The organism is Pseudomonas sp. LRF_L74 (assembly GCF_965644255.1).
Lineage (GTDB): Bacteria > Pseudomonadota > Gammaproteobacteria > Pseudomonadales > Pseudomonadaceae > Aquipseudomonas.
On sequence record NZ_CBFFRH010000001.1, the window covers coordinates 42,432 to 67,349 of the forward strand.

General features: G+C 63.1%; 22 protein-coding genes. 12 read left to right on the forward strand and 10 right to left on the reverse strand.

Annotated elements, in window-relative coordinates:
* Positions 1 to 70 precede the first annotated feature (70 nt).
* Entirely contained in the window at positions 71 to 964 is an 894-nt protein-coding gene (hslO, locus tag ACSZPK_RS00190; protein ID WP_437879387.1) for an Hsp33 family molecular chaperone HslO, read from the reverse strand.
* A gap of 130 nt (positions 965 to 1,094) precedes the next feature.
* Here hslO and ACSZPK_RS00195 point away from each other — a divergent pair, with 130 nt between their 5' ends.
* Complete coding sequence (locus ACSZPK_RS00195) at positions 1,095 to 1,880, forward strand: phosphatase PAP2 family protein (RefSeq protein WP_437879388.1); 786 nt, start codon at positions 1,095 to 1,097, stop codon at positions 1,878 to 1,880.
* Positions 1,881 to 1,925: 45 nt separating this feature from the next.
* On the opposite strand, the gene ACSZPK_RS00200 is transcribed toward ACSZPK_RS00195, so the two are convergent.
* Positions 1,926 to 2,324, reverse strand: coding sequence for an RNA-binding S4 domain-containing protein (locus ACSZPK_RS00200; protein ID WP_437879389.1), 399 nt, complete (start codon positions 2,322 to 2,324; stop codon positions 1,926 to 1,928).
* 135 nt (positions 2,325 to 2,459) lie between these two features.
* On the opposite strand from ACSZPK_RS00200, the gene ACSZPK_RS00205 reads away from it, so the two are divergent.
* The 3 genes from ACSZPK_RS00205 to ACSZPK_RS00215 are packed head-to-tail and all read left to right on the forward strand — an operon-like array spanning position 2,460 to position 4,691.
* The gene (locus ACSZPK_RS00205; protein ID WP_437880247.1) at positions 2,460 to 2,915 is read left to right on the forward strand and encodes an ATP-dependent zinc protease family protein; all 456 of its coding nucleotides are present in this window, start codon (positions 2,460 to 2,462) and stop codon (positions 2,913 to 2,915) included.
* Positions 2,890 to 3,795, forward strand: coding sequence for a 30S ribosomal protein S6--L-glutamate ligase (gene rimK / locus ACSZPK_RS00210; RefSeq protein ID WP_437879390.1), 906 nt, complete (start codon positions 2,890 to 2,892; stop codon positions 3,793 to 3,795). The genes ACSZPK_RS00205 and rimK overlap by 26 nt, the downstream gene beginning before the upstream one ends.
* Entirely contained in the window at positions 3,792 to 4,691 is a 900-nt protein-coding gene (locus ACSZPK_RS00215; RefSeq protein WP_437879391.1) for a S66 peptidase family protein, read from the forward strand. The genes rimK and ACSZPK_RS00215 overlap by 4 nt, the downstream gene beginning before the upstream one ends.
* 177 nt (positions 4,692 to 4,868) lie before the next feature.
* Here the strand turns inward: ACSZPK_RS00215 and ACSZPK_RS00220 are convergent, their stop codons facing one another.
* Complete coding sequence (locus ACSZPK_RS00220) at positions 4,869 to 6,182, reverse strand: ATP-binding protein (protein ID WP_437879392.1); 1,314 nt, start codon at positions 6,180 to 6,182, stop codon at positions 4,869 to 4,871.
* Between the two features lie 330 nt (positions 6,183 to 6,512).
* The gene (ompR, locus tag ACSZPK_RS00225; protein ID WP_437879393.1) at positions 6,513 to 7,244 is read right to left on the reverse strand and encodes an osmolarity response regulator transcription factor OmpR; all 732 of its coding nucleotides are present in this window, start codon (positions 7,242 to 7,244) and stop codon (positions 6,513 to 6,515) included.
* A gap of 204 nt (positions 7,245 to 7,448) precedes the next feature.
* Here ompR and ACSZPK_RS00230 point away from each other — a divergent pair, with 204 nt between their 5' ends.
* The 4 genes from ACSZPK_RS00230 (at position 7,449) to rmf (ending at position 12,291) form a co-directional block, all read left to right on the forward strand.
* On the forward strand, positions 7,449 to 9,776 hold the full coding sequence (locus ACSZPK_RS00230) for a Tex family protein (protein ID WP_437879394.1): 2,328 nt from the start codon (positions 7,449 to 7,451) through the stop codon (positions 9,774 to 9,776).
* Positions 9,777 to 9,778: 2 nt separating this feature from the next.
* The gene (locus tag ACSZPK_RS00235) at positions 9,779 to 10,165 is read left to right on the forward strand and encodes a PaaI family thioesterase (protein ID WP_437879395.1); all 387 of its coding nucleotides are present in this window, start codon (positions 9,779 to 9,781) and stop codon (positions 10,163 to 10,165) included.
* Positions 10,166 to 10,366: 201 nt separating this feature from the next.
* Positions 10,367 to 11,947: a glutamate--cysteine ligase gene (gene gshA, locus ACSZPK_RS00240; RefSeq protein WP_437879396.1), complete on the forward strand. Its 1,581-nt coding sequence runs from the start codon at positions 10,367 to 10,369 to the stop codon at positions 11,945 to 11,947.
* A 128-nt stretch (positions 11,948 to 12,075) separates the two neighbouring features.
* Positions 12,076 to 12,291 (forward strand): ribosome modulation factor, encoded by a 216-nt coding sequence (gene rmf, locus ACSZPK_RS00245; RefSeq protein ID WP_437879397.1) that lies wholly within the window; start codon positions 12,076 to 12,078, stop codon positions 12,289 to 12,291.
* A 99-nt stretch (positions 12,292 to 12,390) separates the two neighbouring features.
* Here the strand turns inward: rmf and ACSZPK_RS00250 are convergent, their stop codons facing one another.
* From ACSZPK_RS00250 to argE, 3 genes are all read right to left on the reverse strand, one after another.
* Entirely contained in the window at positions 12,391 to 12,588 is a 198-nt protein-coding gene (locus ACSZPK_RS00250; RefSeq protein ID WP_437879398.1) for a hypothetical protein, read from the reverse strand.
* Positions 12,589 to 12,702: 114 nt separating this feature from the next.
* Entirely contained in the window at positions 12,703 to 14,001 is a 1,299-nt protein-coding gene (gene argA / locus ACSZPK_RS00255) for an amino-acid N-acetyltransferase (RefSeq protein ID WP_437879399.1), read from the reverse strand.
* A 77-nt stretch (positions 14,002 to 14,078) separates the two neighbouring features.
* Positions 14,079 to 15,233, reverse strand: coding sequence for an acetylornithine deacetylase (gene argE / locus ACSZPK_RS00260; RefSeq protein ID WP_437879400.1), 1,155 nt, complete (start codon positions 15,231 to 15,233; stop codon positions 14,079 to 14,081).
* 130 nt (positions 15,234 to 15,363) lie between these two features.
* On the opposite strand from argE, the gene ACSZPK_RS00265 reads away from it, so the two are divergent.
* Positions 15,364 to 16,731 carry a CYTH domain-containing protein gene (locus ACSZPK_RS00265; RefSeq protein WP_437879401.1) on the forward strand — a complete coding sequence of 456 codons (1,368 nt, stop codon included), beginning with the start codon at positions 15,364 to 15,366 and terminating at the stop codon, positions 16,729 to 16,731.
* Between the two features lie 179 nt (positions 16,732 to 16,910).
* Positions 16,911 to 17,858 (forward strand): N-acetyl-gamma-glutamyl-phosphate reductase, encoded by a 948-nt coding sequence (gene argC, locus ACSZPK_RS00270; protein ID WP_437879402.1) that lies wholly within the window; start codon positions 16,911 to 16,913, stop codon positions 17,856 to 17,858.
* Between the two features lie 198 nt (positions 17,859 to 18,056).
* Here argC and ACSZPK_RS00275 read toward each other — a convergent pair whose 3' ends face one another.
* The 3 genes from ACSZPK_RS00275 to ACSZPK_RS00285 form a co-directional block, all read right to left on the reverse strand.
* Complete coding sequence (locus ACSZPK_RS00275; protein ID WP_437879403.1) at positions 18,057 to 20,426, reverse strand: TonB-dependent siderophore receptor; 2,370 nt, start codon at positions 20,424 to 20,426, stop codon at positions 18,057 to 18,059.
* 98 nt (positions 20,427 to 20,524) lie between these two features.
* The gene (locus ACSZPK_RS00280) at positions 20,525 to 21,496 is read right to left on the reverse strand and encodes a FecR domain-containing protein (protein ID WP_437879404.1); all 972 of its coding nucleotides are present in this window, start codon (positions 21,494 to 21,496) and stop codon (positions 20,525 to 20,527) included.
* Positions 21,480 to 22,010 carry a sigma-70 family RNA polymerase sigma factor gene (locus ACSZPK_RS00285; protein WP_437879405.1) on the reverse strand — a complete coding sequence of 177 codons (531 nt, stop codon included), beginning with the start codon at positions 22,008 to 22,010 and terminating at the stop codon, positions 21,480 to 21,482. Before ACSZPK_RS00285 ends, ACSZPK_RS00280 begins: the two co-directional genes overlap by 17 nt.
* A 633-nt stretch (positions 22,011 to 22,643) precedes the next feature.
* Between ACSZPK_RS00285 and ACSZPK_RS00290 the strand changes: the two genes are divergently transcribed.
* A complete protein-coding gene (locus ACSZPK_RS00290) occupies positions 22,644 to 24,431 on the forward strand; it encodes a GspE/PulE family protein (RefSeq protein ID WP_437879406.1) in 1,788 nt (595 codons plus the stop codon).
* Positions 24,431 to 24,883 carry an NfeD family protein gene (locus ACSZPK_RS00295; protein WP_437879407.1) on the forward strand — a complete coding sequence of 151 codons (453 nt, stop codon included), beginning with the start codon at positions 24,431 to 24,433 and terminating at the stop codon, positions 24,881 to 24,883. Before ACSZPK_RS00290 ends, ACSZPK_RS00295 begins: the two co-directional genes overlap by 1 nt.
* Positions 24,884 to 24,918: the final 35 nt, after the last annotated feature.

A 24,918-nucleotide genomic window follows, 5' to 3' on the forward strand; every position in this document is an offset into this window, starting at 1 on the left:
GTATGCCAGAAAAGTACAGGTTTTGGGCAGTCTCCCGATTACCGCAGCGATCAATAGAAAAAAACTATGATCAATGCCGGGTTTCTGACGGGTTCTGGCTACCGCCTCCTGCGAAAAGCTGGTCCACGTCGGCCGCATCGAACAAGTAGCGCTCGTTGCAGAACTGGCAGTCGATCTCCAGGCTGCCGCCCTGCTCTTCGAGCAGTTGGCGCGCATCCGCGTGCCCTAGACTGACCAGCGCCCGCGCCGATCGTTCACGCGAGCAACTGCAATGGAAGCGCAGCGGCAGCGGCTCGAACAGGCGCACGGGATCTTCGTGGTAGAGCCTGTGCAGCACAGTGGCGTTGTCCAGCGCCAGCAATTCCTCGGCGGTCAGGGTGTTGGCCAGGGTCAGCACATGCTCCCAGGCGATCTGCCGGTCCTCGGCCTCGCGCTGGCGGTCGACCGGCAGTTGCTGGAGCAGGAAACCACGGGCGCGCTGGCCGTCGGCGTGCAGCCAGAAACGGGTAGCCAATTGTTCGGAAGTGGCGAAGTAGGCGGACAGGCACTCGGCGAAGGTCTCGCCCTCCAGGTCGACGATGCCCTGGTAGCGCTGACCGCGCTTCGGATCGACGGTCAGCGCCAGCACACCATCGGGGATCAGGTCGCGCATGCTCGCGTCCGCCGCGATGCGCTCGCCATCGTAGCGGGCGATGCCACGCACTTCGCGCTCGCTGGAGCATTCGATCATCAGCAACGACACCGGGCCGGAGGAACGAACCTGCAGCACCAGCAGTCCATCGAACTTCAGCGTGCCGACCAGCAGCGCGGCGGCGGCGAGCACCTCGCCGAGCAACTGGGCCACGGGTTGCGGGTAGGGATGCTTGGCCAGCACGTGCTGGTAGCTTTCGTGAAGGCTGACCAGTTCGCCGCGAACATCGGTGTCGTCGAACAGGAAGCGCTGGGTGTTATCGATTTCGTACATGAGGCAGCCAGGTATCAGGAAGGTGACAAAATGACGACATATCTTTATAAGGCCGTCGCCATACATTGATTCACGATCTCGCGAGCTAGAGATCGTGGGCAGGTTCTAAGAAGGAATGAGGAGAGATTCTATGCGCATCCAAGCCACCTGGCGATGGCCGGCCCTGATCGGCATGAACCTGCTCGCCATCGCCCTGCTCGTCAGTTGGCAGTTGCCGGCTACCCACGCGCTATGGAACCAGGCCAACCTGTGGCTGTTCCACACCTTCAACGGCTCGCTGAACCATAACGCAGCCTGGGACTGGCTGTGGGCGCTGACCAGCATCCGCGTATGCGACGCGCTGGTCGGCATCCTGATGCTGACCCTGTTGATTCATTCGGATTGGGTATTCGACGAACGCGAGGTGCGGCCGGCCTTGTTCCACTTCGTCGCCCTGCTGGCGATCCTGCTGGTGCTGCGGGTGATCTTCACCAAGCTCGCCCACCACTTCGGCTGGCAACATGCCAGCCCGTCGGTCCAGGTGCCGGGCGCGGTCCATCTGAGCGATTACTTCCCAGGGCTGGAACGGGTGTTCGAACTGAAGGACCGTTCCAGTCGCAGCTTCCCCGGCGACCACGCGTCGGTGCTGATGATCTGGGGCCTGTTCGTCGCCCCGTTCTGCCGTGGCTGGAAGCGCTACGCGAGCGTCGCCTTGGTGGGTTTCTTCATCCTGCCGCGCCTGTTCACCGGCGCTCACTGGCTGGTCGACGTGATGGTCGGCGGCCTGCCGATCGCCCTGCTCAGCTACGCCTGGGGCTACAACACACCACTGGCGGGAAGGATCGCCGCCGGCTTCGAACTCATCGCCCGGCCACTCTTAGGCCCACTCCAGCGCCTGCCATTGATCGGTCGGATGCAGGTGATCAAGCAGCGATAAGCCCCAAGGGCAGACCCGCCTCATGCGCTTTTGCCTGAGGCTCGTCTATCCACCCCGATCCCCCCGAAAGCGTACGAGTTCGCGACGCTGCTTCTTGCTCGGCCGTCCATCGGTCTGCACGCCGAGCGTTCCAGCCTTGCGCTCGCTGGCAGCCTGCTCACGACGTTCGATACTTTCCTCCGTCTCGCGATAGAGCAACTGCGCCTCAGGCGCTCCGCGACGGACCACGGAAATCGCCTCGACGATCACCGTGCGCTCATCAAAACCCGCGCGGATCACCAGTTCGTCGCCAACCTTCGGTTCCTTGCTCGGCTTGCAACGCTCACCCCGGCAATGCACCTTGCCACCTTCTATGGCCTCCTTGGCCAGATTGCGTGTCTTGTAGAACCGCGCCGCCCACAGCCATTTGTCCAGGCGCGGCTTGCTGTCGTCTTTGTCGCTCATTTCACCTCCGTTGCAGATGGGTGAATCTTGCCTGATGCAGTTGTCATAGAGCACAACTAGAATGCCCAACCAATAGACCAGCGCCCAACGGGAAGCTTGCCTTTGAAGACTTTCGACCACCTTTCCGTGATCGGCCTGCGCGAGTGGATCAACCTGCCGGAGCTGGGCATGGTCGGCCTGCGCGCCAAGATCGACACCGGCGCCAGTACCTCGGCCCTGCATGCCAGCAACATCAGCGAGTTCGAACGCGACGGCGAGCGCTGGGTGCGCTTCGACGCATTCATCGGCACCCAGGTGCAGCGCCGCCATCGCTGCGAAGCGCCGGTGGTGGCGGTCAAGCTGATCAAGAGTTCCAACGGCCATGCCCAGAGCCGCTACGTGATCCAGACCCCGGTCGCCCTGGGTGATCGAACCTGGCCAGTGGAGTTCACCCTGGCCAGCCGCAAGACCATGCGCTACCGGGTTCTGCTCGGCTCGCGCGCGCTGATCGACGCCCAACTGGTGGTCAATCCGGCGCAGACCTATGTGCAAGACCGCCCCTTGCTTCCTTCCATTCCGGTGCCCAATGAAGATCGCCATCCTGTCGCGTAACCCTCGCCTGTATTCGACCCGCCGCCTGGTCGAAGCCGGAGAGCAACGCGGCCATCAGATGCAGGTAATCGATACCCTGCGCGCGTACATGAACATCGCCAGCCACAAACCGCAGATTCACTACCGGGGCCAGCCGCTGGAGGGCTTCGACGCGGTGATCCCGCGGATCGGCGCCTCGGTGACCTTCTATGGCTGCGCCGTGCTGCGCCAGTTCGAAATGATGGGCGTGTTCCCGCTCAACGAATCGGTGGCCATCAGCCGCTCACGCGACAAGCTGCGCTCCCTGCAACTGCTGTCGCGCAAGGGCATCGGCTTGCCGGTCACCGGCTTCGCCCACTCGCCTGACGACGTACCGGACCTGATCCGCATGGTCGGCGGCGCGCCGCTGGTGATCAAGGTGCTGGAAGGCACCCAGGGCATCGGCGTGGTGCTGTGTGAAACGGAGAAAGCCGCCGAGTCGGTGGTCGAAGCCTTCATGGGCCTGAAGCAGGACATCATGGTCCAGGAGTACATCGCCGAAGCCGGCGGCGCCGACATCCGCTGCTTCGTGGTCGGCGACAAGGTCATCGCGGCGATGAAGCGCCAGGCCAAGCCCGGCGAATTCCGCTCCAACCTGCATCGCGGCGGCACCGCCAGCCTGATCAAGATCACCCCGGAAGAGCGCATGACCGCGATCCGAGCCGCCAAGGTCATGGGCCTGTCGGTGGCCGGTGTGGATATCCTGCGCTCCAACCATGGGCCGCTGGTGATGGAGGTCAACTCCTCGCCCGGCCTGGAAGGCATCGAAATCACCACCGGCAAGAACGTCGCCGGACTGATCATCGAATACCTGGAAAAAAACGCCGAACACGGCCTGACCCGCACCAAAGGCAAAGGATGAACACCACGTTTCCCGGCCGCCTGGCCCTGATCGCCCCCGCCTCGTCGATCGCCGACGATGTGTTCGAAGCCACCCTCGCCCAGCTCGACATACAGGGCGTGGATTATCACCTCGGGCGCCACACGGCGTCGCGCCACCGCTACCTGGCCGGCACCGTCGGGCAGCGCCTGGAGGATCTGCATGAAGCCTTCGGCCTGCCGGACATCAGCGCGGTCTGGTGCCTGCGTGGCGGCTACGGCAGCGCGCAACTGCTGCCGTATATCGACTGGAACCTGCTGGCCTCGGCCAGCCCACGCCCCCTGATCGGTTTCTCGGATATCTCGGTGCTGCTCAGCGCCTTCCACCAGCGCGGCCTGCCCGCCATCCATGGTTCGCTGGCCAGCGAGCTGGGCCTGAACGTGCTCGCCGAACCTCGCGAGCAGAAGCAGCGCCTGGCCTCGATGGCGTCCTTGCGCGACTTGCTCAATGGCCGCCACGGCAGCCTGCCGGCTCGTCATCTGAGCGGCCACGCCAAACCGGTCGAAGGCGAGCTGATCGGCGGCAACCTCACCGCCCTCGCCAGTGCCAGCGGCACCCTCGGCCAACTCTACGCGCCCCCTGGCTCGATCCTGATCCTCGAAGACGTCGGCGAGCCCTATTACCGAATCGAGCGCAGCCTGTGGCAACTGCTGCACAGCATCGATGCCGCCAGCCTTGGCGCGGTCTGCCTGGGCACCTTCAGCAACTGCCCCCGGCGCAACGTCGCCCACAGCCTGGAAGAAATCGTCAGCGAGTACCTGGAGCCGTTGGGCGTACCTCTGTACGTCGATCTGCCCTGCGGCCACGGCGCCGACAACCATGCCTGGCCGTATGGCAAACGCGGGCAGTTGACGGATGGGCAGTTGAGCTGGGCGTGAACGAGGCCGCCAGGCCATTGCGCGCCGCGTGGGCTAACAGGCCGTTGAAAAACGTAGGCGAGGCAGCCAGCGCAAGGCAAAAACAGGCGAAAAAGCGGAGTTTACGAGCTGTAAATGAGCATTTTGAGCCTGTTTTTAACGCGGCGATGGCAACGAAGGTAGTTTTTCAACGGCCTGCTAAACCGCATCCCTCGGCAACATCAGCCCCAGCGGCAGGCAGATGCGTGCCTCCAGGCCACCGCCGGAACGGTTGTGCAGGTCGACGCTGCCACCGTGCATGAAAGCGATGCGCTTGACGATGGCCAGGCCCAGGCCGGTGCCCTTGCCGCCACGGGCCTTGTCGCCACGGATGAACGGATTGAACAGCTCGCCCTGCTCGGCAGGGTCGATGCCCGGGCCACGGTCGAGCACACTGAGCACCACGTAGGGCGCCGTGTTGTCGCCAGCCACATAGGCGGCGACTTCGACCCCCTGGCCGGCGTAACGCAGGGCGTTTTCCAGCAGGTTGGTCAGCAGGCGCTTGATCGACACCCGGCGTAGCGGGAACGGTGGCACCGGTTCGAGGCACAGGCGAACCTTTTCCCCGTGCTGGTTGTAGGGCGCGACCACGTCGCGAATCAGATTGCCCAGGTCGAGGGTTTCGACCTTCTCGTCACGCCCATCGCGAATGAACGCCATGAACTGATCGAGGATGGCGTCCATGTCCTCGATGTCGCGGACCATGTCCTCGGTCAGTTCCGAATCGCTGTCGAGCAGTTCCAGGGACAGGCGCAAGCGCGTCAGCGGCGTGCGCAGATCGTGCGACACGCCGGCAAGCATCAGCTCCCGCTCGCGCGCGCCCTGCTCGACGTCCTCGGCCATCTGGTTGAAGGCCTTGTACACCTCGGTCATCTCGCTCGGCGTGTCGCTGACCGGCAGGCGCACACTGCGTCCCTTGCCGAGTTGGCGGGCAGCGAACACCAGGCGCTTGAGCGGCGCGTTGAGCTGGCGCACGAAGATCCAGGCCGCCGCCGTGGACAGCAGGCCAATGCCGAGGAACCAGCCGAGTACGCTCCAGATGCGCTGGCCACGCAACGGATAGGGATAGAGCGGCACTTTCAGCCAATCGTTACCCAGGCTCGGCGCGCGCACCCACAACGCGGGCGGCGTGGCGACGCGCAGGCGCACCTCGGTGTCCTCGCCCAGCTCGGACTGCATCTGGCGCTGGAAGATGTCGGAATAAGGCCAGTGCTGCTCGCTGGCCGGCACCTGGTTGCCTGGCACCCGTTCCAGGGTCGCGGCGGCCGCGATGGTCGCACGGTCCTCGGGGTCGGCCGCCCAGTAGGCTCGCAGGGTCAGCGCCGCGCCATGGCTGTATTGGCGGTCGACCATGACGTCCTCGTTCATCATCAGATAGACGAGTGTCAGCGCCTTGGAGAACAGCACCACCACCAGCACCAGCCAGAGCGTGCGGGCGAAGAAGCTTTGCGGGAACCAGACAGGTGTTTTCATAAGAAAGGAGCCGGGTAAGAGCGCTGAAGGCTGGAGGCTGAACGAAAAAGCACCATCGTTCGGCCTTTAGCCTCTAGAAGCTGTTGGCGTTTCAGATTGGCCGGCTGCATTGAGGCAGGGGCAGACATCCTGCAAGCGCCCGGTCTACCGTCAATCGTCATTCCCGCGAAGGCGGGAATCCAGAAAAACCGGGGTATTTGGATTCCCGCCTTCGCGGGAATGACGGTGAACCGAAACGTCCGCTCCTGCCTCACAGCTGCCGCTCAAAAATCGTAAAACCAATTGTTTCGCCATAAGCGGAAACAGCCTTCAGCGTTCCTGGATCGGCTGTTATTTGTTCCCGTCCGGCACGAACACATAGCCCACGCCCCAGACGGTCTGGATATAGCGCGGCTTGGATGGGTCCGGCTCGATCAGGCGGCGCAGGCGGGAAATCTGCACGTCGATGGAGCGCTCCAGGGCGTCCCATTCGCGGCCACGGGCCAGGTTCATCAGCTTGTCGCGGGTCAGCGGCTCGCGGGCGTGCTTGACCAGCGCCTTGAGCACCGCGAACTCGCCGGTGGTGAGCATGTGCACTTCGTCGCCACGCTTGAGCTCACGGGTGGCCAGGGACAGTGCGTAATCGCCGAAGGTGACTGTCTCCTCCTCGCTGGCCGGCGCCCCGGGCACCAGCGGCGCCTGGCGGCGCAACACCGCCTTGATCCGCGCCAGCAGCTCGCGCGGGTTGAACGGCTTGGCCAGGTAATCGTCGGCGCCGCCCTCCAAGCCGGAGATACGGCTGGCTTCGTCGCCCTTGGCGGTGAGCATGATGATCGGCATCTGGTTGCCGGCGGCACGCAGGCGACCGCAGGCGGACAGGCCGTCCTCGCCCGGCAGCATCAGGTCGAGCACCAGCAACTGGAACAGCTCGCGGGCCAGCAGGCGATCCATCTGCTCGACGTTTTCCACCGCACGCGCACGGTAGCCCTGCTCGCTGAGGAAGCGCTCCAGCAGGCGGCGCAGGCCAGGGTCATCGTCGACGATCAGGATCTTTTCGCCTTCCGGCGCGGCGGCAGTAGTCATGGCGACTCCTAGAGAAAGAACGGGCGGCATTATGGCGCAACGCTGTGACCGGCCGCTGCGGCCATTGTTAACAGATTTTTCGCCGCGTATCTGGAACGCCTCGTCAATCGATGCGCGAAGCGCAGCGCACACGTGGCTATAATGCGCCGCTTTGCGGCCGGACCCGTCGGCCTTGTACCCCAGGCAGAAGATTCAGGTAGGTGTATGGACAGCATTAACAAGCGTATCGCCGAAGAGCTCGGTGTTCTCCCGCAACAGGTCGCCGCCGCCGTGGCCCTGCTCGACGAAGGCTCCACCGTGCCCTTCATCGCCCGCTACCGCAAGGAAGTCACCGGCAGCCTCGACGATACCCAGTTGCGTCACCTGGAAGAGCGCCTGCGCTACCTGCGCGAACTGGACGAGCGCCGCGCGGCGATCCTCGCCAGCATCGAGGAGCAGGGCAAGCTGACCCCGGAACTGACCCGCGAGATCAACCTGGCCGACACCAAGACCCGCCTCGAAGACCTTTACCTGCCGTATAAGCAGAAGCGCCGCACCAAGGGCCAGATCGCCCTGGAAGCCGGCCTCGGCGAACTGGCCGACGGCCTGTTCAACGACCCGGGCCTGGAACCGGAAGCCGAAGCCGCGCGTTTCATCGACGCCGAGAAAGGCTTCGCCGACGTCAAGGCCGTGCTCGAAGGCGCCAAGTACATCCTCATGGAGCGCTTCGCCGAAGACGCCACCCTGCTCGAACGCCTGCGCACCTTCCTCAAGGACCACGCCACCTTGAGTGCTCGCGTGGTCGCCGGCAAAGAGGCCGAAGGCGCCAAGTTCAGCGACTACTTCGAACACGACGAAGCACTCAAGGGCGTACCGTCGCACCGCGCCCTGGCGATCTTCCGCGGGCGTAACGAAGGTATCCTTGGCAGCACCCTCAAGGTCGGCGACGAAGCGCCCGGCACCCTGCACCCGTGCGAGGTGATGATCGGCGAGCGCTTCGGCATCGAACAACGCGGCCGCGCCGCCGACAAGTGGCTGGGCGAAGTGGTGCGCTGGACCTGGAAGGTCAAGCTCTACACCCACCTGGAAACCGACCTGCTCGGCGAACTGCGCGAGAAGGCCGAGGACGAGGCGATCAGCGTCTTCGCCCGCAACCTGCACGACCTGCTGCTCGCCGCCCCGGCCGGCCCACGCGCCACCCTGGCCCTCGACCCGGGTCTGCGCACCGGCTGCAAGGTCGCCGTGGTCGATGCCACCGGCAAGGTGCTCGACACCACCACCGTCTACCCGCACGCGCCGCGTAACGACTGGAACGGCACCTTGGCGATCCTGGCCAAGTTGTGCGCCAAGCATGGCGTCGACCTGATTTCCATCGGCAACGGCACCGCCAGCCGCGAGACCGACAAGCTGGCCGCCGACCTGATCAAGGCCGTACCGGGCCTGAAACTGACCAAGGTGATGGTCAGCGAAGCCGGCGCCTCGGTGTACTCGGCGTCGGAACTGGCGGCCAAGGAATTCCCCGAGATGGACGTGTCGCTGCGTGGTGCGGTGTCCATCGCCCGCCGCCTGCAAGACCCGTTGGCCGAGCTGGTGAAGATCGAACCGAAGGCCATTGGCGTCGGCCAATACCAGCATGACGTGTCCCAGCTCAAGCTGGCGCGCAGCCTGGACGCCGTGGTCGAGGACTGCGTGAACGCCGTCGGCGTTGACCTCAACACCGCCTCGTCCGCCCTGTTGGCGCGGATTTCCGGCCTCAACGGCACCCTGGCGCAGAATATCGTCGCCTACCGTGACGCCAACGGCGCCTTCGCCTCCCGCGCCGACCTGAAGAAAGTGCCGCGCCTGGGCGAGAAGACCTACGTCCTGGCCGCCGGCTTCCTGCGCGTGATGAACGGCGACAACCCGCTCGACGCCTCCGCCGTGCACCCGGAAGCCTACCCGCTGGTGCAGCGCATCGCCGAAGGCACCGGCCGCGACATCCGCTCACTGCTCGGCGATTCGAGCTTCCTCAAGCGCCTCGATCCCAAGCAGTTCACCGACGAGCATTTCGGCCTGCCGACCGTCACCGACATCCTCAAGGAACTGGACAAACCCGGCCGCGACCCGCGCCCCGAGTTCAAGACCGCCGAGTTCCAGGAAGGCGTCGAGACCCTGAAAGACCTGCAACCGGGCATGGTGCTGGAAGGCGTGGTGACCAACGTGACCAACTTCGGCGCCTTCGTCGACATCGGCGTGCACCAGGACGGCCTCGTACACATCTCCGCACTTTCCGAGAAGTTCGTGAAAGATCCCTACGAAGTGGTCAAGGCTGGCGACATCGTCAAGGTCAAGGTCATGGAAGTGGACATCCCGCGCAACCGCGTCGGCCTGTCCATGCGCATGAGCGACACCCCCGGCGAAAAAACCGAAGGCCCACGTGGCGGCCAGCGCAGCGGCGGGCAGAACCGTGGCAACCAGCCGCGCACCGAACGCCACTCCAGCCAGGACAAGCCGGCGCCCGCCAACGCGGCCATGGCCTCGCTGTTCGCCAACGCCAAACAACTGAGGAAATGACCATGAGCAGTGCATCCAGAGCCGGCAAGGACAGCAACTTCAGCAAACTGCTGGGCATGTCCATCCACAAGGCCGAGGGCGGCGAATCCGAGATCCACATGAGCATGCAGGAGCACCTGCTCAACCTGCACGGCAAGATGCACGGCGGCGCGGTGTTCTCGCTGATAGACACGGCCCTCGGCCAGGCCAGCCACAGCCTGTTCGGCGGCGAGCCGGGCAGCGTCACCCTGGAATGCAAGATCAACTACATCCGTGGTGTCAGCGACGGCGATATCGTCTGCCGGGCCAAGGTGGTCAACGCCGGACGCAAGGTCCACGTGCTCGAAGCCCAGGTCCACCAGGGCGACAAACTCGTCGCCATGGCCCAGGCGACCTTCGCCGTTCTCTGAACGTCGCCTCACCCCGGGAGGGCATTGCGTCGATAGTGGCTATCGGCGCATCCTCCTTCGGCCCGCGGCCATTTCGCCCAGCGTGAAATGGCCGGCGGTCCAAGTCCGGCAAGGCGACAGCGCCAGCCCATGCATTCCGACTTGCAGAATGACCGATCCACCCCCATGTAGGGGCGACTGTCGAGTATAGGAACAAGAATCTTGAGCGAGCTTCTCTCCCGCCGCCTGGCCCTGCTCGGCGAAAGCGCCGTCCTGCCGTTACTGACCCAATGCCTGCATGGCATCGAACGCGAATGCCTGCGCGTGACCGAAGACGGCGCCCTGGCCGGTACCGATCACCCACGCGAACTGGGTTCGGCACTGACCAACCCGCAGATCACCACGGACTATTCCGAAGCGCTGCTGGAGTTCATCACACCGACCGCCGAAGACCCGGCCAAGACCCTCGACGAACTCGACCGCATCCACCGCTTCGCCTACAGCAAACTGCGCGGCGAATACCTGTGGAGCCCGTCGATGCCGGGGCCGCTGCCAGACGAGGCGGACATCCCGATCGCCCACTACGGCACCTCCAACATCGGCCGCCTCAAGCACGTCTACCGCCAGGGCCTGGCCCTGCGCTACGGCAAGACCATGCAATGCATCGCCGGCATCCACTACAACTTCTCCCTGCCCGAGGCCGTCTGGCCATTGCTGCAAGAGCATGAAGGCGATCGTGGCAGCGTGCGCGCCTATCAGTCCGAGCACTACATCGGCCTGCTGCGCAATTTCCGCCGCTACAGCTGGCTGCTGATGTACCTGTTCGGCGCCTCGCCGGCGCTGGATATCAACTTCCTGCGTGGCCGCCCGCACCAGCTCGAACAACTCGACGAACACACGCTGTACCTGCCCTACGCCACCAGCCTGCGCATGAGCGACCTGGGCTACCAGAACAATGCCCAGGCCGGCCTGACGCCCTGCTACAACGACCTCGACAGCTACACCGAGAGCCTGCGCAAGGCCGTGTCCACGCCCTACGCCCCCTACGAGGCGGTCGGCACCAAGCGTGACGGCGAGTGGGTGCAGCTCAACACCAACGTGCTGCAGATCGAGAACGAGTACTACTCCAATATCCGCCCCAAGCGCGTGACCTACTCCGGCGAGCGGCCGATCCAGGCCCTGATCGCCCGTGGCGTGCAGTACGTCGAGGTGCGCTGCCTGGATATCAACCCGTTCCTGCCACTGGGCATCGACATCGACGAGGCGCGTTTCCTCGACGCGTTCGTCCTCTACTGCGCCCTGCAGGACAGCCCGCTGCTGAAGGACTCGATCTGCAGCGCCAGCACCGACAACTTCCTGACCACGGTCAAGAAAGGTCGCCGTCCAGGCCTGCAACTGCAACGCAATGGCCAGCCGATTGCGCTGACCGAGTGGGCCAGCGAGCTGATCGCGCAGTTCACGCCTATCGCCGAACTGCTGGACCAGGCCCATGGCGGTGACGCCTACCGCCGCGCCCTGCGGGTGCAGCAGGCGAAGATCGACGACCCCAGCCTGACCCCGTCGGCCCAGGTCCTGAAAGCCTTGCAGCAAGGCGAAAGCTTCCGCGATTTCGCCCTGCGCCAGAGCGTCGCCCATGCCGAGGACTTCCGCAGCCGACCGCTCGCCGCCGAGCAGCAGGAAAGCTTCGAACAACTGGCGCGCACCTCGCTGGCCGAGCAAGTCGAGCTGGAGAGCGCAGAGCCGGGCGACTTCGACACCTTCGTCGCCGCCTACCAGGCCTCGATCATCGGCATCAGCGTTTGATATCAATGAGATGGCCCATGGATTGCCCAATTCGGGCAATCCATCACAAAACCGACTTGATGACCGTTCAGCGCTGACAAATGGCGTGCCAAGCCCATCATGGAGGGCTAGCCTTTGGGAAACCCCGCATGGCGAAGCCCATGGCGATGCACGACGACACTCAGGATCACGACTGGAGCCTGGATAGCCTGGCCAAGGCTTATCAGCAAGGCTACATGGCCGGCCTCACTGGCCAGCCCCTGCGCCAGCAGCCCTACAGCGCCGACGTGCTCTCTGCTGCATGGGAAGCCGGCTGGGACGACGGCAACGGGCAATTCGACCAGCACAAGCGTCATACGGCCTGATCCTCTCTGCCTTATCCAACGGCACCCGGCAAGCGATTGCCAGACAGCGGCCTCGCTGGCCATGGCGATCACCATCCCGGCCTTGCATGCCGCAGGGGCTTAGCGTCTCTTGCGGGCCGCAGCGACCTGCGCACAGATGCAGTAATGGCAGTCCGTACTCAACGCCTCGCGCAACAGCTCGCTGCTCAGGCGACTCAGCGCAGTCGCCTGGCCAGCAGATGCCGCCGGCTTGATCGCGCCCGCCTCGCGGCTCGCCTGGATGTCATCGAACAGCGCGCGCACGCGGGGATTGGCCATTACATAGTGCCCTGAGCGCTTAGCCGACATACCTGTCCTCCAATCCGGTAGTGACCCGAGCGGCCCTGTGCCTCTCTCCTCGCATCGGAGATGGGTCGCAGGCAATACGGCTGCTCATATCGCCTTCTCGAAAATCTTCGAATTGCGCTGGAAGTTGTACAGCGAGGCCCGCGCCGCCGGCAGGCGCTCGACGCCACTGGGTTCGAAGCCACGCTCGCGGAACCAGTGGGCGGTGCGCGTGGTAAGCACGAACAGGGTCTTCAGCCCCTGCGCCCGCGCCCGCTCCTCGATGCGCTCCAGCAACTCGTCGCCGCGCCCGCCATGGCGGTATGCGGGATTGACCGCCAGGCAGGCCAGCTCGCCGGCATCCGAATCGGCGATACGATACAACGCCGCGCAGGCGATGATCAGGCCATCGCGCTCGACGACGCTGAATTGCTGGATTTCACGCTCCAGCACCTCGCGGGAGCGGCGCACCAGGATGCCCTGGTCCTCCAGCGGGGTGATCAGGTCGATCAGGCCGCCAACGTCTTCGATGGTCGCCTCGCGCAGCGACTCGAACTGTTCCTGGTCGACCATGGTGCCGCCACCGTCGCGGGTGAACAGCTCATTGAGCAGCGCGCCATCCTCGGCATAGCTGACGATGTGGCTGCGCTTGACCCCGCCCCGACAAGCCTGGGCCGCCGCGTCGAGCAGTTCGGCCTGGTAGCTGCCACCGAGGCGCTCCAGGTAGGGCGGCACCTGCTGCGGGCGCAGCTCGCGCACCAGCTTGCCGGCGTCGTCCAGCAGGCCGCGTTCAGGGCTGAACAGCAGCAGCTTGTCGGCCTGCAGGTCGATGGCCGCGCGCATCGCCACGTCCTCGCAGGCCAGGTTGAAAATCTCCCCGGTGGGCGAATAGCCCAGCGACGACAGCAGCACGATGCTGCGCTCGTCGAGCTGGCGGCCAATGCCCTTGCGGTCGACCCGGCGCACTTCGCCGGTGTGGTGGTAGTCGACGCCATCGAGTACGCCGATGGGCCGTGCGGTGACGAAGTTGCCGCCGGTCACGCGCAGGCGCGAGCCCTGCATCGGCGAGGCCGCCATGTCCATCGACAGGCGCGCCTCGATGGCGATGCGCAATTGCCCCACGGCGTCGATCACACACTCCAGGGTCGGCCCATCGGTGATGCGCAGGTCGCGGTGATAACGCGGGGTGATGCCGCGCGCGGCCAGGCGCGTCTCGATCTGCGGGCGCGAACCGTGGACCAGGATCAGGCGCACGCCCAGGCTGTGCAGCAGCACCAGGTCGTGGACGATATTGCCGAAGTTGGCGTGCATGACGCCCTCGCCGGGCAGCATGACCACGAAGGTGCAGTCCCGGTGGGCGTTGATGTAGGGCGAGGCGTGGCGAAGCCAGTTGACGTAGTCGTGCATGAAGGGGCCTTGTCGGGCAGAGGACGTGAAATTCGTTATGGGTATGAACGATTCATCTGTCGTCGTCGCAACAACATTCAAGCCCCCTGGGATTTCAGGCAATAGTGCTGGATGAGCTGGCGCAGGATTCCGAGCATCGGTTCGATCCGCGCCAGTTCGAGAAATTCGCCGGGCTGGTGCGCGCAATCGATGTCGCCCGGCCCCAGCACGATGGTTTCGCAACCAAGGCGCTGAAAATACGGCGCTTCGGTGCCGAATGCCACCGATTGCGCCACATGGCCGGTCAATTTTTCCGCCAGGCGCACCAGTTCGCTGTCGGCGCCCTGCTCGAACGGCGGCACTTCGGCGAACAGCGGCGCGTAGTCGATCTGCACCCGGTGCTGTTCGGCCAACGGCTGCAGCTTGCTGCGAATCGCCGCGCGCAGGACCTCCGGGTCCATGCCCGGCAGCGGGCGCAGATCGAACTCCAGCGAGCACTGGCCACAAATGCGGTTGGGGTTGTCGCCGCCATGGATGCAACCGAGGTTGAGGGTCGGCTGCGGCACGCTGAACTGCGGATTGTTGTACTCGGCCTGCCACTGGCCGCGCAGGCTACGCAGCACGCCCATGGCATCGTGCATCGCCTCCAGCGCGCTACGCCCCAGGGTCGGGTCCGACGAATGGCCACTCTGGCCGAGGATGTCGATGCGATCCATCATCACGCCCTTGTGCAGGCGCACCGGCTTCAGGCCCGTAGGCTCGCCGATCACCGCCGCACGGCCGATGGGCCGGCCAGCGTCGGCCAGGGCGCGGGCGCCGGCCATCGAGCTTTCCTCGTCGCAGGTGGCGAGGATCAGCAGCGGCTGCTTGAACGGCTGGTCGATCAGCCCGCGCACCGCTTCGATCACCAGCGGGAAGAAACCCTTCATGTCGCACACGCCGAGGCCGACCCAGCGGTCGTCCTGTTCGCTCAGGCGCAGCGGGTCGCTCTGCCACAAGGCGGCGTCGAACGGCACGGTGTCGCTGTGGCCGGCCAGCACCAGGCCACCGGGGCCACTGCCGTAGGTCGCCAGCAGGTTGGCCTTGCCCGGCGATACCTCCTGGATCTCGCAGGTGAAACCAAGGTCGCCGAGCCAGGCGGCGAGCAGCTCGATCACCGCGCGGTTGGACTGGTCCCAGTGCGGCTGCGTACAACTGACCGACGGCGTGGCGATCAGCGCAGCGAACTGGTCCTTGATGGATGGCAAAGGCATCGGCGTTCTCCGTAGTGGCAGGCCATCATAGGGCCATCGACGACCGCGATGGAACGGCGGCGCGTCAAGCCTGTAGACTTGCCGGTCCCGACAGCCGTTCCGTGCTGCGCCCGATATGCGTCCGCCCCCCATGCCGAAAGAAACCGAAATCAAGCTGCGCGCCAGCCGTGAAACCCTCGCCGCCCTGCGCGACCACCCGCTGCTGAAGAAGCGCAACAAGTCCGGCTGGCAGCGCCACGAACTGTTCAACCAGTATTTCGACACGCCGAACCGCGACCTTGCCGCCGCCCGCGTGGCCCTGCGCCTGCGTCGTGATGGCGAACAGGTCATCCAGACCCTCAAGAGCCGGGGCCAGAGCGTGGCCGGGTTGTCCGAGCGCAACGAGTGGGACTGGTACCTGAGCAAGGCCAAGCTGGACCTGAAGAAACTCAGCGACGATTGCTGGCCGGCCAGCCTCGCCGACCTGGACAAGAAGCTGCTGGCGCCGATCTTCACCACCGATTTCGTCCGCGAGAAGGCCGATATCGCCTGGGGCCGTGGCAAGGCCAAGGTGGTCATCGAGGCGGCCCTGGACCTGGGCAAGGTAGTCGCCGGCGAAGGCGAGGAAGAAATCTGCGAGCTGGAACTGGAACTGCGCGAAGGCGAACCCGCCGCCCTGCTCGAACTGGCCGCCGAACTGGCCGCCGACCTGCCGCTGATGCCTTGCGACATCAGCAAGGCCGAGCGCGGCTATCGCCTGTACGACGCTGGCAGCTACAGCCTCAACCTGCCGGCGCCGCAGCTCGATCCCGAACAACCGCTGGATGAGGCTTTCGCCGCCGTCGCCTGGCACCTGCTTGGCGGTAGCCAGCGCCTTGCCGAACAATACCGCTGGAACGGCCACTGGCGCCTGCTGGTGGACTGGTTGCAGCAACTGATCGACCTGCGCGCCCTGCTCGCCAGCCTCGGCCAGGCCGCGCCGCGCGCCACCACCCATGACCTGCGCGAAGCCCTCGACGCCCTGCTCGCCGACTGGCGCCCACGGCTGCAGGCCGGCCAGGACAACGACGAACTACGCCGCAACGCGCCGGCGCTGTTCGCCGCCGAGCTGCAAGGCAACCGCTGGGGCCTGTTCTCGCTGAACCTGTCGCGCTGGCTGCTGGCTCGCGCCTGGACCGTCGAGCGCAATGCCCGTGGCAATCGCCAGGGAGCCGCAGTGATCGGCAACTGGCTGCCGCACCTTCTCGGCGAAGAAGCCAAGTCGCTGCAACTGGATCGCTACAAACGCCAGCCGGAAGACCTCGCCGAGCAATTGCCACGCATCGAACGCCTGCTGGTCTGGCTGCGCCTAGCGCGTCAGGTGCTGGTCGAGATCGAAGAAACCGACCGCTGCTACGGCGAACTGATCAAGCTCAGCGAACTGGCCCAACAGCCAATCAACGAAGAAGCGCTGGAGCAGCGTGTCGCCCAGGCGCATGTGGTTCTGACGCTGAAAAGCTGGAAGCAACTGCTCAAGTGATCCATCGGGCGGCGGTGCGCTTGCAATGCGCCGCCGCTGTGTTTAAAAACACAAACCCAATCTCCTGTAGGAGCGGAGGGGACGTCGAGTCCTTGCCCGCGATAGTGCACACGCACCACCTCCTGCCCGGATAGTTTTCTCTGCCCGACAACGGCCCCACACCTTCGAGTGAGTTCCCCATGGCATTCAAAGTTTTCGTAGATGGTCAGGAAGGCACCACCGGCCTGCGCCTGCTGGATTACCTCGGCGCCCGCAGCGACATCGAACTGCTGCGCATCGCCGACGACAAGCGCAAGGACTCCGCCGAGCGCGCGCGTTTCCTCAACGCCGCCGACGTCGCCTTCCTCTGCCTGCCGGACGTAGCCTCGCGTGAAGCGGTGTCGCTGGTGACCAACCCGAACACCTGCATCATCGACGCCAGTACCGCGTTCCGTACCAGCAACGACTGGGCTTACGGCCTGCCCGAGCTGGCCGCAGGCCAACGCGATAAGATCCGCGCCAGCAAGCGCATCGCCGTCCCCGGCTGCCACGCCAGCGCCTTCGTCCTCGCCGTGCGCCCGCTGGTCGATGCCGGCGTGCTGCCCGCCGACTACCCGATTTCCGCGTTCTCCCTGACCGGTTACAGCGGCGGCGGCAAAAGCATGATCGCCGAGTACGAAGCCGGTGGTAACGACAAGCTGCTCAGCCCGCGCCCATACGCCCTCGGCCTGGAACACAAACACCTGCCGGAAATGCGTGTGCAGACCGGTATCGCCCAGGCCCCGGTGTTCAACCCGGTGGTCGGCCCGTTCCTGAAAGGTCTGGCGGTCACCGTACCGCTGCACGTCGACCGTTTGGCGCGCAAGGTCGATGCCGCGCAGATCGTCGAAATCTACCGCAAGCACTACGCGGGCGAGCAATTCGTGCGCGTAATGCCAGCCGGTGACGACAGCAACCTCGACGGTGGCTTCTTCGACGTGCAGGCCAACAACGACACCAACCGCGTCGACCTGTTCGTGTTCGGCAACGGCGAACGCCTCAACCTCGTCGCCCGCCTCGACAACCTCGGCAAAGGCGCCGCCGGTGCCGCCGTGCAGTGCATGAACGTGCACATCGGCGCAGCGGAAAACAGCGGGTTGAATGCCTGATCCGCAGCGCAATGAAAGAAGCCGGCGAGAGCCGGCTTTCTTTTGAGCGAAACGTTGAGGTTGACCGTTCCCACGTCAATGCGTCGAACCGTCCGCAAGGGACGTATGTAAGGACACTCTGCGTCCGACAGCTGGTTAACACGCGGCGCAGAGCGCCACTGGCTGCATTCCCACGCAGAGCGTGGGAACGATCAGGATTTAAAACTTATATTTCAATGTAGTCATTACGTTGCGAGGAGCGCCATGGATACCAAGGTAACCATTGGTTGCGACATAATAGTCTTTATTAAATAAGTTATTGATATTTGCGGATACTGATATGTTTTGGCTGATATCATACCGCCCCATGAGATTGAACAAGGCATAGCTTTCTTGTGCGTAGACTTTTAGGTTGTCGCCGGACTTGCTTTCCCAATTGACACCACCGCCAACTGTAAATTTATTTAGCGCACCAGGTAGTCGATAGGTAGTAAACGTTTTAAAACTATGCCGCGGAGTACGAGTTACAATTCTCTCATCATCTGAGTTCTTGGTCACGCTATATACATATCCACTGCTAAGGTTCCAGCCCTCTGCCAGCTCGCCATTGAAATCAACCTCGAAACCTTCGGTATCGGTACCATCCTCTAGAGAATAGGTCCGTGTGACGGTATCCCATACAGCCAGACTGTCTTGCTTTGTTTTGAATAGTGCCAAACTAGAGTTAAAACGGCCTTCATTGAAGCTGGCCTTTACACCGGCTTCGTAGCTCGTACCCTCCTCTGGAGGTAGAGCTTGATCATTTGCATCTCTTATAGAGTAATCTTGAGGATTAAATATTTTTGTGAAACTTGCATACAGGGTCCACGTATCATCCAAGTCATGAGTCACCCCCAAATAGGGCACAACAACACCACTTTCCCTACTGCTATTTTTCGATACTGCACCTGTCGCCGTCGTATGAGCATCACGATTGCGTTTCCACTCGGTCACACGGCTACCAAAAATCAAACGCGTGTCATCGGACAAATTGAATCGTGAACTTAAATAAGCACTATGCTGGTATTCGTGAACTTCAGTATATCCTGTTCTAACAACACTTGGCTTGGGGCTGGTTGCTACCCAATCCCGAAAGTCTGAAAAATAGTAAATCGGAGTGCCAGAGCTCTGAGCCTCTACCGGATTACGCGTATCAAGCGTCGACAGGGTAAGACCTCCGATTAACTCATGCTCCCGTCCAAACAGTGAGAAAGGGCCAGTCGCGTAAGTATCGAGACTGCGCTGCTCCGATGTACCAATATATCGATTTACCAGAAGCCTTCCGCCAGCTCCTGTATCTAGGTTGACCGTTCCAAGAAACGCAGCATTCAGGGCTTCATGTTGATATTTAGCATATGTCATCTCGCTTTTTAGGCTCCAGCCTGAGTCGAACGTATGCTCAACAGAGGCAAACACACTGCTAAAGGAGTGATCGTAGTAAGCCCAGTCAGGAGAGTCGTTATCAGAAGGGCTACCCGAGATTTTCCTCAGATTAATATCAGTGATTGGATATACACGCGTTTGAGAGTCAGTCAATCGCTTTATATGGTTTAAACCTAGGGTAAGTAATGTACTTTCAGTCAGATCAATCTCCGTCACCCCATAGATAGCAGTGCTTTCCTGCTCATAATTATCTGTCCATGCGTGCTGAGTTTTATAGTCTGCCGCTAACCGAGCGCGCACATTACCCAATTCGGTCAAAGGACCTGACACATCAATACCACTACCATAGCGATCCCATGTACCTGCCTCCACACTGATCGATGCTTGTGGCTCGTAAGTAGGCCGTTTACGAATCATGTTAATGGTTGCAGATGGACTGCCCATTCCGCTCATCATCCCTGTCGCGCCTCTCACGACCTCAATACGATCATAGGCAATATTGCTTTGTAGATAGTTAGCCATAGATGTTGAAACAGGAACACCATCAATTTGAAAATTATTGATAGTTGAGCCACGAGCCCAAATTTGAGGGGCGTCAGCGCCCATGGAGAAAGGCTTTACAATTACCCCTGTAGTGGCATCCAGAGCATCGATCAAATTATCGAGCTTCTGGTCTTCTATACGTTGTTGAGTAATGACAGTAATAGATTGGGGAGTTTCTTTGGGTGCCAGGTTAAGGCGCATCGAACTACTGGTTGATCCACTCGTATAGGAACCTGTGCCTTCTGTAATAGATCCCGGTGCCTTACCTGAAATGCTAAGTGCCGACAGTTCAAGCCCAGTGCTCGGAGGAAGCAACCGTAGCTCATAGCGATTATCCCCAGTCTTCACTGCCTCCAGCCCACTGCCTTCCAGCAGAATCGCCAACGCCTGCTCCACGCTGTAATCACCGTTCAGTGCTCGACTCTGCTGACCATTGGTCAAGGTCGCGTCGGCCGAGAGGAAGATTCCGGTTTGAGCGGCAAACTGATTGAGCTGCTGGGCCAGAGGCCCGGCTTCCAATTGAAAGCGTTCAGCGGCGCCAGCTAGCGGTGCGGTAAAGGCCAGAGCGATGGCCAAGCTCAAGGGGCGTAGAGGTTGTAGCGACAATGCAGGGCGATACGACATGGATGTTCCTGTTGGCTGATGTTTATCGTTGTCATCAGCTAATTCGGATGAGCCGGCGGATCAGGAACACCCCAACGAAAATAATTTTCAGATAGCACTCAGGAGCGTGGTTCCAGGCTTATCCACCACGGCAAGGTCCGTTCCACGCGCACCGGCAACACGCTTTCCAGCATGTTCAAGGTCTGGTCGAGGTCGTTCAGTGGGAAGGTGCCCATCACGTGCAGGCTGGCGATTTCCGGGGCAACGCCGATATGGCCGCGATGATGGCGGGCCAGTTCGGCGATGACCTCGGCCAAGGGTGTGTCATCAGCCTGGAGAATGCCGCGACTCCAGCTCTGGCGACCCGCCGTTGCCGGCAGTTCCGCTTGCAGGTTGCTGCGGTCGAAGCTGCGCTGGCGACCAGCGGGCACGATGGCGGCGACCGCCTGCTGATCACCCAGACGCACCGCGACTTTGCCGTCGAAGACGTTGAGCCGCGTACGCCCTTCTTCTTCCTGCACGCTGAAGCGTGTGCCCAACGCTTGCAGGCTACCCTCGTTGGTTTCGACGAAGAATGGCCGGGCATCGGCGGCGGTTTCGATCAGCACTTCGCCCTGCAACAGGCGCAAGGTGCGACGTTGCGTCTGGTAATCGACATTCAAGGCACTGTCGCTGTTGAGCCACAGGCGAGTGCCGTCGTCGAGCGTCAGGGCGCGCACTTCACCGACGCCGGTGCGCTGATCGGCACGCCAGGCCAGCACGTTCTGCCGCAGCGGTTGCCAGCCCAGGCGGGCGAGCAGCAGGCCACTGCCGAGCACTGCCAGGCCGAGCAGCACATTGCGCCGCGAGTGACGCACACGTCGCGCACCGGTCAGCGCCGCCTGGGCGGTATCGACGTCACCCTGCAACGGCGAGAAACGCGCACCGATACGTTCGACGTACTGCCAGGCACGGCGGTGGCTGTCGTGCTGTTCGTGCCACTGCTGCCAGCGCGCCTGCACCTGTGGATCGGTGTCACTCTGCAATTGCGCGTACCAGTGCGCGGCCTGCTTCAGCACCTGATGGTCGATGGCGTCAGACGAGGGCTTCATCCAGTTCCATTTCCAACAGCAGGCAGTGGTACATAGCCTGGGCCAGGTACTTGGTCACGCTGCGTTCGGAGACGCCGAGGCGCGTGGCGATCTCGCGGTAGGTGAGGCCGTGCAACTGCGCCAGCAAGAACGCCTCGGCCACCCGCTGCGGCAGGCGCGCGAGCATGCCATGCACCTGCTGCAAGGCTTCGAAGATCATCGCCCGATATTCCTCGGACGGTGCGTAGGCCTCCGGTCGGCTGGCCAGCACATCGAGCCAGGCCTGCTCGATCTCGCGACGGCGCCAAAAGTCGACGCAGACGTTACGCGACACGGTGTGCAAGTAGGCACGCACATGCCCTTCGCTGTCGAACTGCCGAGGCTTGGCCAGCAGGCGCAGGAACACGTCGTGGGCCAGGTCCGCCGCGTCGGCGGCGTTGCCCAGGCGCTTGTTCAGCCAGGCCTGAATCCAGCCGTGATGAGCACTGTAGTAACCCTGCACTTGCAGCGGATAGGCGTCGTCCGAGGTTGACATGGCAGCCAGTCGCATATGAGAAGGAGTCGCATCTTATGCGTAGCCGGTGCGCTGGGCAAATGTTCTGATGCTAGAGCTCGTCAGCCTCTGCTCACTGCCGCCCCGATCCACCCTACGAGCGGATAGCGCCGCGTAGGAGCGCGCCATGCGCGCGAAGCGGTGTTTACCGATGCCGCAAGGATTCGGTCGAGCGCGAATCGCAGGCATGGCCAGCTCCTACGGACGGGGTGGCTTATACCTCTGCGTAGGAGTGCGCCACGCGCGCGAAGAAGAAGTGTTTACCGATGCCGCGAGGATTCGGTCGAGCGCGGATCGCAGGCATGGCCAGCTCCTACGGACGGGGTGGCTTATACCTCTGCGTAGGAGCGCGCCACGCGCGCGAAGCGGTGCCCGTGAACGCGACCATGGAACATGCATGAGTTCAATCGCCAGGCTTTGTAACCCCACCGATACCCACCGCCACCGAACGGTTCACAGAACAGCCATGGCGCCTGGCCACAATCCATGCCTTGCGCACGCTGCGACACATCGAAGCTTCGCCTGGCCGCCCTGATCGGGCATCCTTGTGGCTCTGCACGCAAGAGCATCAGCGACTACTCTTGCCGATCACCGAATGCGTCCAAAGGAGTGTGCATGTCCGCCTTCGCTTCATCTTCAGCCCCGGATCGTTGGCTGGATCTCAGTGACATCCTGCGTGAACTGGTGGCCCAGGGGCGCGTCTCCCAGGACTCTGCCGAGCAGTGCCTGATGCTGCGGCGCGGCGCGGGTAATGCGCAGCAGCATCCACTGGAGTTCCTTGCCGAACAGCAAGTCGAAGACCTGATGCGCCCCGGCAAGAAGCACGACCTCGAAGGCCTCACCGTGTGGCTGGCCAACTTCGCCAACCAGCCTTATCTGCGCATCGACCCCTTGAAGATCGACGTGGCCTCGGTCACCCCGCTGATGTCCTATGCCTTCGCCCAGCGCCACAAGATTCTCGCCGTCGCGGTGGACAGCGAAGCGGTGACCATCGCCAGCGCCCAGCCCTTCGTGCACCGCTGGGAGAACGACCTGATCCACGTGCTCAAACGGCCGATCAAGCGCGTGGTGGTCAACCCTGCCGAGCTGCAGCGCTACACCACCGAGTTCTACCGCCTGGCCCGTTCGGTCAGCGGCGCCACGGCCGTGGATCAGAAGATCAGCGGCGTCGGCAACTTCGAGCAACTGCTCAACCTCGGCGCCCAGGACCAGGAGCCGGATGCCAACGACGCGCACATCGTCAACATCGTCGACTGGCTGTTCCAGTACGCCTATCAACAGCGCGCCAGTGACATCCACATCGAGCCGCGTCGCGAAGTCGGTACCGTACGCTTTCGCATCGACGGCGTGCTGCACAACGTCTACCAATTCCCGGCCCAAGTGACGATGGCGGTGGTAAGCCGCCTGAAAAGTCTGGGGCGGATGAACGTCGCCGAGAAGCGCAAACCCCAGGACGGCCGGGTCAAGACTCGCACGCCGGACGGCGGTGAAGTGGAACTGCGCCTATCGACCCTGCCCACCGCCTTCGGCGAAAAGATGGTGATGCGGATCTTCGACCCTGAGGTGCTGCTCAAGAGCCCCGACCAGCTCGGTTTCTCCCCCGACGATCTGCGCCGCTGGGAGAGCATGACCTGTCAGCCCAACGGCATCATCCTGGTGACCGGGCCAACCGGTTCGGGCAAGACCACCACGCTGTACACCACGCTCAAGCAACTGGCGACCGAAGAGGTCAACGTCTGCACCATCGAAGACCCTATCGAAATGATCGAAGGCGCCTTCAACCAGATGCAGGTGCAGCACAACATCGACCTGACCTTCGCCAGCGGCGTGCGCGCCCTGATGCGTCAGGACCCGGACATCATCATGGTCGGCGAGATTCGCGACCTGGAAACCGCCGAGATGGCGATCCAGGCGGCGCTGACCGGTCACTTGGTGCTCTCGACGCTGCACACCAACGACGCGCCTTCGGCGATCACTCGTCTGCTCGAACTCGGCGTGCCTTACTACCTGCTGCGCGCCACCTTGCTCGGCGTCATGGCCCAGCGTCTGGTGCGCACACTCTGTCCACACTGCAAGGCGCCGGTGGAGCTGAACGAACCCGACTGGCAAGCGCTGACCAAGCCCTGGAGCGCCCCGCTGCCGGCTGGCGCACACCGTGCGGTGGGTTGCCTGGAATGCCGCGAAACGGGTTTCCGCGGCCGCGCCGGGGTCTACGAAATCATGCTGTTGAATGACAACGTGAAGAACCTGATCACCGCCGACACCGATATCGTCAGCCTGCGCCGCGCCTCGTTCAAGGAAGGCATGCGCAGCCTGCGCCTGTCTGGCGCGCAGAAGATCGCCGCCGGGCAGACGACGCTGGAAGAAGTCCTGCGTGTCACGCCACAGAGTGAACAGAGCTGATGAGCGAACTGCTGCCGCATCTGTCGCTCTGGCACTGGCTCATCCTGGGTGTCGCTCTGCTGGTTCTGGAAGTGTTCGGTGCTGCCGGCTATGCCCTGTGGTCCGGCCTGGCAGCCTCCCTGACCGGCGTACTCGGCGTTCTGATGCCGGATCTGGCAGGTGCCTGGCAGATCATTCTGTTCTCCGCGCTGACGTTGTGCGCCACGCTATGCTGGCACCTCATCCAACGTAAACGAGGCAACGCCTCCACTGAGCCACCCAAGCTGGTCGGCCAGGCATTCGTGCTCTCCAGCGCCATTGTCGGCGGGCACGGCAGCATTCGCAGCGGAGGGCAGACCTGGTCGGTGCGCGGTCAAGACCTGCCAGTTGGCACACCGGTGCAGGTGGTGGCACAGAGGGAGAATCAGTTGTACGTCGAGGCGCTGGATAACGAACCGTTGGCGGCGGATTGAAAGCCCTTCCAGTTCGTAGGATGGCGCCCCGCGAA